Origin of the sequence: Caballeronia sp. AZ1_KS37, assembly GCF_023631165.1 — a bacterium.
In the GTDB taxonomy this organism is placed as follows: Bacteria; Pseudomonadota; Gammaproteobacteria; order Burkholderiales; family Burkholderiaceae; genus Caballeronia; species Caballeronia zhejiangensis.
Window position 1 is genome coordinate 36,877 of the sequence record NZ_JALQDP010000016.1, and the last position, 13,064, is coordinate 49,940.

Genomic DNA, 13,064 nt, shown 5'->3' on the forward strand with positions numbered 1-13,064 from the left:
ATTTTACCCAGCGGAAGATGACTCGCAACGGCATCCGGACGATGTGCCTAGGATCATAGAATCGATTTCCTTTTGTGTAATGGCCCCACCCTTCGATAATAGGGATCACGAAATATGGAAGAAGAGCTGGATCCATTTTCCCGTCGCCGTCGATTTTCACGACCACATCCGCGTCATTGGCAATCGCTGCTTTTTACCCGGTCATTACGACGCCACCGACGCCTTGCTTCTGATTGCACTCGATTCTCACGCGGGGGGGGCGGTGCAATGCTCGCACACGAAATCACCGCTGCGCACCGGACAGCAATCATCCACAACGTGAATCTGCGATACGTCCAGGGCCAATTCGCTCGATTACTCCAGGGATAAACTCCCCCATATGCACGACGTCTACTACACAGCGGACTTGCGGCTGACTGTACCAAGCAGGCTTAGGATAAAATCCGCAAGCGAGAGTTGACACAATCGCGTCTCCCGGCGGGGCTCATGCGGCATACGAGCGGAGAAGCCGGTGCCTACCACAGGTGCTCGGAGCCGTGTGCGTCGGGCTTTGAGTTCTCATGCAAGCTCCACAATCGTTTGTAAGCGACAGGACCGGGCCGGAGCAACGTCGAAGTTGTCGCGACACGGGCCCGCTTGTCGGTCTTTGCCGACCTTTGAGTTACCTCGCGCAGCTTCGACGCCCGGCTTGGCCTTCCGCTAGGTTCTTAAGAACGCCATCCCTACCGAATCTGCTAGTATCTCAAGCTTCAGACATAATAAACTCCGCTACCGATGGCGCGGATGAATTGAAATGGTGACAGCATCAAGATCTACCGGCTGCGTCATATGGCTAACGGGCTTGTCGGGCGCAGGCAAAACGACAATTGCTGATGCTCTCGCCGCCAGACTGAGGGAAATTGGGGCGACATGCGCCGTGCTCGACGGCGACGAATTGCGTAAGGGCCTGAATTCGGATCTGGGTTTTAGTTCACAGGACCGCCTCGAAAATATTAGGCGTGTGGCTCACGTGGCCGCGGTTTGTGCGACTCACTTGGAAGTGGTGATCGTCGCGGTCATTTCTCCGTCTATCGCGTGCCGCAAACTTGCGGCCGGCATCATAGGGGAGAGCATGTTGGAGGTTTTCGTCGATGCGCCGATCTCTGTGTGCGAATCTCGGGATCCAAAAGGTCTCTATCACAAGGTCCGCGCCGGACAAGTGGAGAAGTTCACCGGAATTTCTGATCCGTACGAACCGCCCACTTCGCCAGCCCTGACGCTGAAGACTGACGTGCTTTCAATCTCTGAAGAGGTCGACAAACTGACGGCGCTCATCGAAGAACAAGCTGCGAGAAAGAATTCGCCCGCTCAAATTTTGCTTTGAGCTAGCGTTCTGTCCCAAAAATGACTTTGGATAACCGAGCCACTTTTTGCAGGATTGATTCGGTGGTCACTGTCCATACGAACGGCCGTTTGTGCCGGTTATAGTGCTCGATATAACGCCCGATGCCTGCAATAACTTGGCGCACATTCCTGAACGCCCCTCGACAGATCGCCTGCTGTGCAATCAGGCCAAACCAGCGTTCAAGCTGATTCAGCCAACTCGAATAGGTTGGCGTGAAGTGCATGTGGTAGCGCCTATGCCTGACCAGCCACGCTCTGACCTTCGGATGCTTGGGTGTCGCGTAGTTGTCGACGATCAGATGGACATCGAGAGCCGCGGGCGCAGCCTGGTCCAAATGCTTGAAAAACGCCAAGAAAATCTGATGCCGGTTGCGAGCCTTACACCGGGCAATGACTACACCCGTTGCCGTATTAAGCGCCGCTAATAGAGTAGTGATGCCATGCCCGACGTAATCATGCGTCACTCCTTCGAGGTAACCCAGCCCCATCGGCAACATCGGCTGCGTACGCTCCAGCGCCTGGCACTGGCTCTTCTCATCGACGCACAGCACCAAGGGCATTGGTCGGCGGGCTCAGATACAGCCCGACAATATCGCGCACCTCATCACGGATGTCATAGATTTGCGGCCCAAAGCCGTTAGCCAATCTATGTTGTTTTTGGCAGAAACAGGAATACCGCTGGAACACCCGTCCCTTCCACGACTTTTCATTGACTTTTCGGCTAGAATTGCGGCCTCATACTATGGCTGGAGGAGCGCGGTGTTCGGCATCAAGCGTATATTGGGATCCCGTTCGCAACCCAACGATCGCCGACCGATTGCGTCTGTCGCAATGGGCGACGCGACAAAATTCGGCGGGATTGTCGAAGCGGAGGTAATCATTTCATCTGAGGCGCTGGCGAACAGTGTTCTCTCCGTCTCTTCACCGAGCGCGCCTGAGGCAACGCTCCATATAGACGCGATTCACCCGGGACAGACCGTTCGCGTCAGAACTCACTTCCATATTCTTCCCAACGGCGAACAGCAGATCAACTTCGAGTTGAAAGAGCCGGACGGTGCAATATCGACAGAGTGTGTAGCGATCACGGTAGATCACGTACCGGGACTGGCCGAAGAAACGGCGCGCCTGCTGAAAGAAGCCAACGCTCCCCTCTTCTTCACTGGGCCTTGCGACTCCAAGTTCTACCCGTACGATCAGCACACCGCGTGGTTCGACCGCCCCGACGCAGACAGCCATATTGATGGCATGGTGGCCCGCTCGGAAATCACGAGCGAAGAGGCAAAGCAACTCAGGCAGTTTGTCGAACAAGGCTTCATGATCGTCGAAGGGCTCATAGACGATGAGTTGGTCGATGCGGTGAACGCAGAAATCGATGATGCCGTGGCAACGGGCTATCAGGGATACAAGTACGGGACTAGCCAGCGCATCGAGCATCTTCACTATCAATATCCGAGCATCAGGAAGTTGTGGCTCGACGCCCGTCATCGCCGGTATGCGGATCTCATCTTCGGAGCACGCGCCCGTCCTTGTCAGACGCTGACTTACGTCTTCGGCAGTCAACAAGACGCACACTCCGATCTCGTCCATCTGACTCCGTTTCCGGCCGGCTATATGTGTGGCACGTGGATCGCACTGCAGGACGTGGTGCCCGATAGCGGAGAACTCGTCGTTTATCCGGGTTCTCATCGTGAGCGCCGTGTTTATCTCGCGGAAGCTAACTGCAACAAGGTTGCTAACGGCGACTGGAGCGAGTTCGGACGCACTGTTTGCGCATCGTGGGCAGAGATGCTTCCAAAGTATTCGCCGGTCGTTTATCGGCCGAAGAAAGGTACGGTTCTAATATGGCACGAGAATCTTCTCCATGCCGGTTCGGGGCGCAACGATAAGGCACTGGAGCGACGCTCGATCGTCATTCACTCGTTCGCCGATGGCGCCGTGGCGTACTATGACTCGACGGGTCTGCATGGTTCTGCCGTAGCCCGCGAAGCACTGACCGACTAATCCCGCGTCAATCTGCCGCGAGAACGCGAGAGCCGAAGTGAACATAAGGCTCATAGGCAGGCTCGCGGCTATTGCGGCATTCTCTGCTCGACCACGCGCCGCGGCGCGTGACAGCAGCGGCTTATCCTTTGATTAAGCGCGACAAGGCGTAACTCTATCTCCGGTTGACAGCGAGTGTCTGCTCGTAGATGGAAAGTTTCCAATGCAGATGGGGAGACATTGGAAAGAACGTAAGCGACTCGGCTTGTGAACTTTCGCCGTTAAGGAGCCAAACCGTTTTCGGCTTAAAGGCGCCTGCCGCGCGTAAATCAAGATGAGAACTCTCATCCAGATTGTCGCGCCACAGCGCTCATCGTTTAGTCTCTATCGAGCCGCTTTTTCAAAGTCGCGCATACACGCTGTACGCGAGAACCCCAATGTCGTCATGACTATCGGCGTTCACCTGATCGATGAACGCCCCAAAGGCGCCGCAGTTCCGACCAGTCTCCCCGCAAGACCCGAGAAACGACTCGTATCGGACGGGTGAGTCGCCAAGACGTAGATTGCTGGATGGCCAGCAGGCTCGCGGTCACAGCATGGGCTTGCTGTTCGCTCCGCTGGCGTTCCTCGGATGTCTGTCGGATTTGTTCGGTGAGTTGCTGAGCCTGCTCGGAAAGCGTTCTGAGTTCGTCCTCGAGCGTACGGATGGCATGCTTCGCCCGTTCACGTTCATTGAACAGAACGATCTCGCTCGCACGCACCTGTTGCGTCGCCCGTTCGCGTTCATTGAACAGAACGATCTCGCTCGCACGCACCTGTTGCGTCGCCTGATCCAACGCAACATTCAATTCATGAATGCGCTCCTGAAGCACCGCCGGCATCCACCTTCGCCCGGACTGCTGATAGGAAGCGTCCCACGGATAGTCACCGATGCTTTCACCCAGCAACGCATGCGCCGCCATCGCAACGATTTCTTCCTTGTCGTGACCCTCCCAGTCTTTAGGCGCCCAGCGGGGCGTCGTCCACATCGCGTGACGCAGGGCTTCTTTCGAATCGATCACCTTAAGCACACAGCCGGCCTCGACGAGCGATGCATCAAGGACGGGCGACGCGCCCCGTGTGGCCCAAAGCCCCGCTTCATAGGCAAACGGAAAGTCGATTTCCTCGCATTGGTTGAAGTTGGTCGGCGATAGAGCAGGAAACGCTACATAGGAAAGGCGATAGCCCTGCTGCAAAAGCAGTTCCGCCAAATTCAAGGACTCCGGCGTCTCGTTGCACTCGATCCAGAGCGACGCGTTGGACGACGCGGTATAGTCGAGCGACGATTCAATGATCTCGCGCTCCATCCCCTCGGCATCGAGCTTGATCAGATCGAATGGACCGTACTGGTCCGCGAGTTCGCTCAAGCTCACCGCTCGTTGCGCGGCAGGCGCGGACACCCGATTCTCACGATTGGCGACCAACGAGAAGGAACCGGCGTTCGCCGGATCGACGAATCCATTCGGCGCGCTTCCGGAAGCACCGACGACCCCTTCAACGACAACATGTTCAGCCGCAAGGTTTTTCTCGATGTTATGACGCAGCAACGGCACGACAGCCGGATTAGCGTCGACCAGGCAGGCGAACGCCACTTTGGTCAACTGAGCAACGCCGAGTGAGAATGTACCGAGGAACGCGCCGACATCTGCAATGCGTGCATTATCGGGCAGCGCACTCGCTACGAACCGAACTTCGTATTGCGCCCATTCACCATATTTCGCGAGGATCTTGCAGATAAGGTCCTGCTTAGGATCGAGCGTTTCGAGTTCGCCATATCGCGTCACAATCTTCGGCATCAGCCAATTCTCCAGAATTCGTCTCTCTCGGCGAGTTTCAACGCTCGCGGAGTGTCAAGCCTTGTTCAATCAGTTGATGCCTTGATCCAGACACCATTTCTTGTAACCGCCGTTTGCCGTCGAAAAGGGATCGGCGAAAGCAGCGTGCAAATCTCCGCGACCCCGCCATGCGAGGCGATGCGGGCGAGGCACCGGGGTTCCGTCGTCATAGACGCCGTACGCCCAATAGCTCTTGGGCAAGCCGGTCGCGACATTCTCGGTCAGCCGCTCGCGGTACCAGCGCAGCAATTCGAATACTTCCGACCGGCCGTACGAGTAATGCCGGAGGACCGCTTCGCCCACAGAATTGACTTTCGTGAAGTGGAAAAAGCGAAGTTCGGATTTCCCCGCCAGAATGCGGCCATCGGGAAGCAGACTGATCGGGCGAGTACTCAGATTCCAGCTCGCGACGTTATAACCGCTGTCGCGCAACACCCCGACCGAATCGAAGAGCGCCGGAACAAGATCGCACCAGCGTTGATCGGTGAAAAGACCGTTGGGGACGTCGTCATGGCAAAAGCACAGCAGCCTGTCGCGCCACCATCTTGCGAACGCCCGCCCGCTTTCCGAGTTACGAACCGCGACGAAACCCAGATTGTAGACGCCATGCTTCAGCGACCCGATTTCGTTGTCTATGACGCCCGTGATCGTCTCTTCCGGCGTGATGACATGGGGTGTCAAGACGACCGAATGTGTCTCGAGCGTGGCCAGCACATGCTCGAGAGGCGCAAACACCGCCGTGTCCGGATCGAGATAAACGACGCCGTCGACATCATCCTGAAGGAGGCGGTCCATCATCGCGCCCTTGACGGCCGTGCACAGTTCCACGACATCGTGTCCGAAGGCCCATTGCTTCCAGTTGTCGATGCCGAGCTCGGCGACCGTCACCATATGGTCGAAGACTTCGTCGGAGATATCGAACTCGAAGCCATCCGGCTTCTCGTCCGACATGAGCAGCCAGAGCGTCCAGTCGGGATGAAAGCGACGGACGGTTTCCGCCAGCACCCGCGCTCTGTCGAGATAGCTATATGAAATGCTGGTATAGCAGTGGATTTTCATGCGCGGCGCTCCGTCGACACGAGTTCCGAGGAATAAGCGTTCAGCTCAATGTTTCCGTATCTGCGCGCGGCTTCATCCACCCATTTGATGACATCCCCACTCGCAAACGCCGCTTGCAGTTCGACCTCCTCGGCAAGCGACCGGCCCCGCGCTTCCGGCGTGTCGCACACCATCGGCCATACGTTTCCCGCTCCGAGACGAGCCACGATGAACGCGCCCGCCGCAATGGATTCCTGAGTCGTGAAGGAAAAACTCTCGAAACAGGCGGACCAGTTGATGACAACATCGATTTCACTGTCACGCACTGCGCGCGCCATTGCCGTGCGATCGTCGGGTGTGACGGTCACCTGCCGGAAGGTCACGCCGGGGACTTTCATGTCCCTGCTGCCCAGATGGTAGAAGTCGTATCGCTCGTCCTTGTGATGCCAGCGGCACAAAGCTTCGTAGACATCCCAGCCCTTGTGATAAATCGGTGTGCCGATGAAGGCGATACGCAGCGGACGATCGGGTGTACGAGCCGCACGCGCGCCATCGAATTCGATCCGGCTGGGCGCGATCACGACCGCACGGCTATGCGCGTATCCGCCCTTTTCTTGCCAGAACTGGAGGATGGTGCGCGACGGCGCGGCAACGACCGGCTTCGCGTCGTCGAAGAACGCCTTCATGCGCTCGACATGTTCGCCGCGCTCCAATCCGCTATGGCAGATGCCGCACACTGCGGATCGGTTCGGCGGCGCCTTGCAGAAGCGCGTCTCGTTGCGCAGCAAGTGCACGCTCGGACAGAGCGTGAAGAGATCGTGGATCCAGACCAGCGGCTCTTCCTTGCTGGCCACGATGAGCGCGCCGACCAACTCCGGTGCGAATCCGAGCAGATGATGAACGATCGGCTGAATGCGCGTCCCGTCCCGGGCCAGTTCATCGACGACGGCGATCAGATCCGACATGCGGATCACGCCGCAGGTGCTTCCGTTCAGCGACATGACCAGCAGGAAATCTTCCGCTTTCCCCGGCGGCGCGAGCAATGGCAACGGCTGATTCGGACAGACATGCAGAAACGCCCAGCCATCGGCCATCAACGCGCGCTGCTCGTCTCCGACGACGTTCTGAACGCCGCCCGAGATGGTGAGATAGTGATCGTGGCTGAAAATGATGGCCAGACCGGAAGGGTTCGACCGAAGCGCATCCGTCACCAGACTACACAAATCACCGACGGGGAGCGGCTTGTCCTGCCGTACGGGCATCCACTCGCGCGCCCGAACACGGGGAGAAATCGCGCCCAGGATATTCGGGATAACGCGACTCGTGGAACTTCGGTAAGCCCATCCTTGGCTCACCGCATCGGCGACTGTGATTTCGCTGCGCGAATCGTAATTCAAAGCATCCCTTCCTTTCAGTATTCACGAAGACGTGGCACGTAGAATTACTCACGAGAACGGCTAGAACGACTTGATTCGCGCTCGACGTTCGGTGACAAAGCCTCGAAAGGCGGATCTTACCAGTTCGAAACGTGCCTCCCCGAAGAGGCAATATCCTTCGTTGTCGCGAAGACGCTCATGCGGCCTGCAACGAAGATCGCAAATGAGCTCAATAATGCAACAATCCGGCAACAGATCCGATCGCCCGGCCAGGATCGCCCGGCGCCGCATTTTATCTAACGTTCTCAGGAACGCAACGCACGCAACATCGAAATCCCGCGTCGAAGCGGCGCGGTAGCGCGCCAACTGGTCGACAGACGCAGGGCGGAGATGGACGCTTCGAGCTCGTGAATCCTTGCGTGTGCTTCCCGAATATCCTCGGTCATGAGCGCACGCTTGATGTCGGAGTCCGTCTTCAGGGACTGCAACGTGTGGCTCGCCTCCGCCGCCTCTTCCCAAATCCGCCGAAGCAGCCCGTTTCTGACGGCCCTGTAATCGGTTGCGTTCGCACGTTGTCCGGGCTCGCACAATCGCAAGTGAGCATGGAATTCACATCCGGCATCCACGATTTGGACCACATCGAATGGAGCCAGCCCAGGAAGCCGACATCGCGAATCAGCAATTCGAACGACGCCGACGTGAAAACCGAACAATGCGCGTCGCAATAATTGGTCGCCGTTGCTTAGGCGCAGCTTCTAGTCCGCGAAAAGCTGTTCGAGCTCCAGATCCGCTTCCACTCACTCAGGCGGCGCGCCGCGAAAAAAGGCGTAGCTTTTCTTTTTTCGCCCTCATTGATATGAGCAAATACCTCTCTGAAATCGAAGTTCTGTGCAGGCGTTCGGCCTTTCCCGTTCATCGACGAACGCCTGAATCCATTCCGATAGCCGCGTGACCGGCCGCAGGTAATCGAAGCACGCACAGCGATCAGGAATCGCGATCGAAAGTATCCCGCCCGGCTTGAGCGCTTCCGCGCAACCGCGCAAGAAGCGAATGGGGTTAGGCAAATGCTTCTTCTGCCCTCGCGCGCCGACGAGTTCTCCTATGCTCGTCGAGGAGCCGATCAGATCCCCCTCGATATTCGCAAGCAGTGACTGATCGACATTGGGATCGTTGGATGCGCGCTCGCGTAAAGTGGCCGTGTCGAATACGTCGAGAACCAGGCATCGGTAACCGTCCCGCTTCCGCGCGATTGTGCCAAACCACGGCCCGATCGATACCGCATTGAGATTTGGAGATGTACTTCAGAATCGAATCCCTGCGATCCATCGGCGACTCCTCGAAGCTGCTCGCTCAATCGTATCCGTCGACACAGACGCCATAACAATTCTTTGGACATGCCGCCGCCATATAGCGCGCCGCGCAGAGCCGCCGGACACGGGCCGTTGCTCGGTATACTGATGGGTCCGGACTCTCCAATGCAAACTCTTCTCGACTGCATGCCGAACCAAACCAACGCACAGAATGTAGCAATGTCAGATACCGACGAGCTTGCCGCCCTATGTAACACCGCCCTGGACCCGCTTTTCTGGCGTGCTGATCGTATCGATGCGCTGAGCGCCTGGTGCGGACACATCCCCTTCGCGCATTGGCTCGTTGCAGCGCTGCGGCCGAAGTCGATCGTGGAATTGGGCACCCACAGCGGCGTCTCGTACTCCGCATTCTGCGCCGCAGTTGAAAAAGCGCAGTTGGACACCCGCTGCTATGCCGTCGACACATGGCGTGGCGACGCCCATGCAGGCACCTACGACGAACCGGTATTCGACGACCTGCAGGCTTACCATCAGCGCCGTTTCGCCACGTTCTCGACGCTGCTTCGTACGACCTTCGACGAAGCCGTAACACAATTTCCCGATGCGTCGATCGATCTGCTGCACATCGACGGTTGCCATACGTATGACGCCGTCCGGCACGACTTCGAGCAGTGGTTACCGAAGCTCAGCGAGCGGTCCGTCGTTCTCCTGCACGACACCAATGAAAGGAAAGCCGACTTCGGGGTATGGCGTCTCTGGTCGGAATTGCGCGAGTCCTACCCTGCTTTCGAGTTCCTGCATGGTCACGGATTGGGTGTGCTTCTGACGGGCGACGCTATCCCGCCTTCGGTGCGCGGTCTTGGCGAACTCGACGCCGCCCGCGTGGCGAACCTCAGAAACCGCTTCGCCGTTCTCGGCGAGCGCTGGGAGGCTGAACATAGCGAACGCTTGCGCGCGAACGCGGAGCGTCAGCATTCGGACGCAGCCAGCGGGATCGACGAGATCCATCAGCGCCTGCAACAAGCCGAAAGCGCATTGAACGCCGCCACAAGGCTCGCGGAACGCGAAACCCAACAACGCCTCACCCTCGAACTTGACTTGCGCAAGGCGCGAGCGCGCCTCCTTTCCGTAGAAGACGCGCGCGCCGACCTCGAAGCGCAAATGGAACGCGCCCTCGACGATGCCCAAACGCGCGCATCCGAGGCGGAAGAAGCCTTGCGCGGCATCGAATCCAGCACCATCTGGCGCGCCACTCGCCCGCTGCGCTCGGTGCTCGCTCATGCGCCCGGAGGACGCCGCAATGTCGGCGCGGTCTTACGCGCGCGCGGCGCGCGGATCGCAAAACAACTTCCCCTCGGCCTCGGCGGACGTGCGCGTCTGGAAGAAAACGCGCGCATCATCGCGAACTCGCCGCTCTTCGACGCCGAGTGGTACGTGCAGCAACATCCCGATGCGGGCTCGGGAAAAAGCGCGGCCCATCACTACGCGAGCGCCGGCACCGTGGAGCAGCACGACCCGAGTCCGCTCTTCGATGCGCAGTGGTATCTCAAGCAGAATCCGGACGTCGCGGCTCACGGCATCAATCCGCTCGTTCATTTCGAGAAATTCGGCCGCGCCGAAGGCCGCGCCATGCGCGCGCTCGACGGCAAGACGGCCCCGCCCGCGATCGAACCGGTCGAACCCGCCTTCCCCGCGCCGGCGCCCGGCTGGAAGCCCGAACCGGCCGGTCCGGAACTGCACTCGCTCCTGACGCAACGATTCGCGCCGATCGCGCCGCTCCGCATTTTCTGTGTCGCGGGGCAGGAGCGGCATGTAACGCTCATCCTCGACACCGCCGACGGCGGCCCGCTAGCTACCGATCCGCGCGCCGGCCTCGCGCTCGCCGTCACGCTCGCGAAACGTCTGGGCGCGGGCCTGCGCGTCGTAACGCGCCAGAAAGCCGTCGACGCCGGCAACGTCGATGCGCTGTTCAGGCATCATGGGATCGCGTGGGACGGCAACATCGACTTCGTGTTCTCGGCGGTGAAGGATGGCCCGGCAGTCGCGGTCGGCGCGGATGACATCTTCATCGCGACGAACTGGTGGAACGTGCACGCCGCGATTCAGGTCGTCGAACCGCGCCGGATCGTTCATCTCATTCAGGAAGACGAACGCGCGCTCTACGCGTGCGGCGAAGAACAACTGCGCTGCGCTGAAACGATATCGACGCCGGGATTGCGCCTCGTGGTCGATTCGCAGACGCTGCACGCGCATCTCGCGGCGAGCGGCATCGTCCGGGGCGACACGCCGTGGTTCGAGCCCGTCGCGGCTTCCGGAAACGCCAAGGACGCGCCGCGCGTGGCGGGCGGCAAACGCCGGTTCGCGTTCCACGCACGGCCCGACCAGCCGCGTCATCTCTACTGGCGCGGCCTCGAAGCGATCGGCGCGTGCCTCGAAGACGGGATTCTGAATCCACAGGAGTGGGACGTGCATTTCTTCGGCGCGGGCCTCACGCCGCTGGCGCTGCCCGGCTCGGTTTATCCGCACCTTCACGAGGCCGTGTCCTTCACCGAGGCGCACGCGGTTCATACCGCCGACGTCGCACTGTGCCTCGTCGAATCGCCGCATCCCGGCTACGTGACGCTCGATCTCGCCCGCGCCGGCATTCAGGTCGTGTCGAATCGATACGGCGTCAAGACTTCGCTCGAACGCTATGCGCCGAATCTGCTCTGCGTCGATCCGACCGTCGCGAGCCTAAAAGCCGCGATTCGCGAGGCCGCCCAGCGCGGGCGCGCGCCCGAGGCTGCCGCCCGTTCGATGAACTGGGACGCGGTGTTCTCGTCGGCATTGGCAAGTCTCGAAACGGGAGCATCGCGCAATGTTTAATTCTGTGTACGAGAAGCCGCTGCATTACGCGCATCCCTGGGACCTGAACTTCGAGCGGCGCTACGAAGCGCTGATGAAACGTCCCCGCCGCGTCGCCTACTTCTACGAGAAGCCCGATAGCACCACCTTCCGCTATCGCGTCTTCAACATGTCTCAGGCGCTCGAAGCCGATACGGTTGCAGACGTTTCCGCCTCGTGGTTTTTTCGCGAAGACATGCCTCATATGGCGCGCATCGTCGACCGCGTCGATGCGCTCGTCTTCTGCCGCACGCATTTTTCGCCGTCCATCGGCGCACTGATCGACCGCGCGCGGCGACGCGGCGTGCGCGTGCTCTTCGACGTCGACGATCTCGTCTTCGATACCGATTACGTCCATCTCATTCTCAGTTCGCTCGATCAGGACGCGAACAATGAATCGGCGCTCAACGGCTGGTTCGCGTCAATTGCGCGCCAGGGCACGTTGCTCAAGATGTGCGACGGCGCCATCGTGACGAACGCGTTTCTCGGCGATCGCATTCGCGCATTCGCGCCGTCGCTCCCTGTCAGCACCGTCCCTAATTTCCTCAATCGTGATCAACAGGCCATATCCGAGCGGATGTTCGAGCAAAAGCAGGAGCGTGACTTCGAGTCTTCACAACCGTTTCATATCGGCTACTTCAGCGGCACGCCCACGCATCGGCGCGATTTCGACATTGCTGCGCCGGCGCTCGCGCGACTGCTCCGCGACGACAGCCGGCTCAGGCTGCTGATCGTCGGCGCGCTCGAATCCGCCGCGATTCTCAAGCCGTACAAGCACAGGATCGACCGCTATCCGTTGCAGGACTACATGAACCTGCAACGTCTGATCGCGCGCACCGAACTGAATATCGGCCCGCTCCTCGACAACCCGTTCACGAACTGCAAATCGGAGCTCAAGTTCTTCGAAGCGGCGATCACGGGCACGGTCACGATCGCGAGCCCGACCTATGCGTTCCGGCAGGCGATCTCGGACGGCGTCACAGGACTGCTTTCCCGGTCGCACGAATGGCACACGAAGCTTGAGCGCGCGGTCGAATTGCTCGATGACCGGCAGCGCTATGCGAACATGAGCGTCGCGGCTTACGAGCACGCACGAAACGTCTATGGATGGAACCGGCAGACCGCAGCGATTCAGCGGGCGCTCTTTGGCAATGCAGCGGAGCAACGGCTGACGCAGACAGACGGGAAGGCCGAAGTCTCCGTCGCGACGTGAAAAGCCG

At 59.4% G+C, this 13,064-nt stretch carries 8 protein-coding genes and 2 pseudogenes; 5 read left to right on the forward strand and 5 right to left on the reverse strand.

Annotation, left to right across the window (positions count from 1 at the left end):
• Positions 1-793: 793 nt before the first annotated feature.
• Complete coding sequence (gene cysC, locus NCS00_RS11165) at positions 794-1,363, forward strand: adenylyl-sulfate kinase (protein WP_250440109.1); 570 nt, start codon at positions 794-796, stop codon at positions 1,361-1,363.
• Between the two features lies 1 nt (position 1,364).
• Here the strand turns inward: cysC and NCS00_RS11170 are convergent.
• Positions 1,365-1,989: pseudogene (locus tag NCS00_RS11170) on the reverse strand (IS630 family transposase); the annotation flags it as partial.
• A 153-nt stretch (positions 1,990-2,142) separates the two neighbouring features.
• On the opposite strand from NCS00_RS11170, the gene NCS00_RS33490 reads away from it, so the two are divergent.
• Complete coding sequence (locus tag NCS00_RS33490; protein WP_250440110.1) at positions 2,143-3,384, forward strand: phytanoyl-CoA dioxygenase family protein; 1,242 nt, start codon at positions 2,143-2,145, stop codon at positions 3,382-3,384.
• A gap of 428 nt (positions 3,385-3,812) precedes the next feature.
• Here the strand turns inward: NCS00_RS33490 and NCS00_RS11180 are convergent, their stop codons facing one another.
• The 3 genes from NCS00_RS11180 to NCS00_RS11190 all read right to left on the reverse strand — a co-directional run bounded on the left by NCS00_RS11180 (position 3,813) and on the right by NCS00_RS11190 (position 7,537).
• On the reverse strand, positions 3,813-5,198 hold the full coding sequence (locus tag NCS00_RS11180) for an FkbM family methyltransferase (RefSeq protein ID WP_250440111.1): 1,386 nt from the start codon (positions 5,196-5,198) through the stop codon (positions 3,813-3,815).
• 69 nt (positions 5,199-5,267) lie between these two features.
• Entirely contained in the window at positions 5,268-6,296 is a 1,029-nt protein-coding gene (locus NCS00_RS11185) for a hypothetical protein (protein WP_250440112.1), read from the reverse strand.
• Complete coding sequence (locus NCS00_RS11190; RefSeq protein ID WP_250440113.1) at positions 6,293-7,537, reverse strand: glycosyltransferase family protein; 1,245 nt, start codon at positions 7,535-7,537, stop codon at positions 6,293-6,295. The genes NCS00_RS11185 and NCS00_RS11190 overlap by 4 nt, the downstream gene beginning before the upstream one ends.
• Positions 7,538-9,180: 1,643 nt before the next feature.
• Here NCS00_RS11190 and NCS00_RS33495 point away from each other — a divergent pair.
• Positions 9,181-9,621 (forward strand): annotated as a pseudogene (locus NCS00_RS33495) (class I SAM-dependent methyltransferase); the annotation flags it as partial.
• 15 nt (positions 9,622-9,636) lie between these two features.
• Here the strand turns inward: NCS00_RS33495 and NCS00_RS11200 are convergent.
• Entirely contained in the window at positions 9,637-10,149 is a 513-nt protein-coding gene (locus NCS00_RS11200) for a hypothetical protein (RefSeq protein ID WP_250440115.1), read from the reverse strand.
• On the opposite strand from NCS00_RS11200, the gene NCS00_RS11205 reads away from it, so the two are divergent.
• Positions 10,123-11,826, forward strand: coding sequence for a rhamnosyltransferase WsaF family glycosyltransferase (locus NCS00_RS11205; RefSeq protein WP_250440116.1), 1,704 nt, complete (start codon positions 10,123-10,125; stop codon positions 11,824-11,826). The two genes, NCS00_RS11200 and NCS00_RS11205, sit on opposite strands and share 27 nt — an antisense overlap.
• Positions 11,819-13,057: a glycosyltransferase gene (locus tag NCS00_RS11210; RefSeq protein ID WP_250440117.1), complete on the forward strand. Its 1,239-nt coding sequence runs from the start codon at positions 11,819-11,821 to the stop codon at positions 13,055-13,057. Before NCS00_RS11205 ends, NCS00_RS11210 begins: the two co-directional genes overlap by 8 nt.
• Positions 13,058-13,064 lie beyond the last annotated feature (7 nt).

Excerpts from the sequence above, each read along its gene's own strand:
- NCS00_RS11185 (WP_250440112.1), bottom strand. The coding sequence starts at position 6,296 with ATGAAAATCCACTGCTATACCAGCATTTCATATAGCTATCTCGACAGA.
- NCS00_RS11205 (WP_250440116.1), top strand. The coding sequence starts at position 10,123 with ATGGAACGCGCCCTCGACGATGCCCAAACGCGCGCATCCGAGGCGGAA.
- cysC (WP_250440109.1), top strand. The coding sequence starts at position 794 with ATGGTGACAGCATCAAGATCTACCGGCTGCGTCATATGGCTAACGGGC.
- NCS00_RS11180 (WP_250440111.1), bottom strand. The coding sequence starts at position 5,198 with ATGCCGAAGATTGTGACGCGATATGGCGAACTCGAAACGCTCGATCCT.
- NCS00_RS11190 (WP_250440113.1), bottom strand. The coding sequence starts at position 7,537 with ATGCCCGTACGGCAGGACAAGCCGCTCCCCGTCGGTGATTTGTGTAGT.
- NCS00_RS11210 (WP_250440117.1), top strand. The coding sequence starts at position 11,819 with ATGTTTAATTCTGTGTACGAGAAGCCGCTGCATTACGCGCATCCCTGG.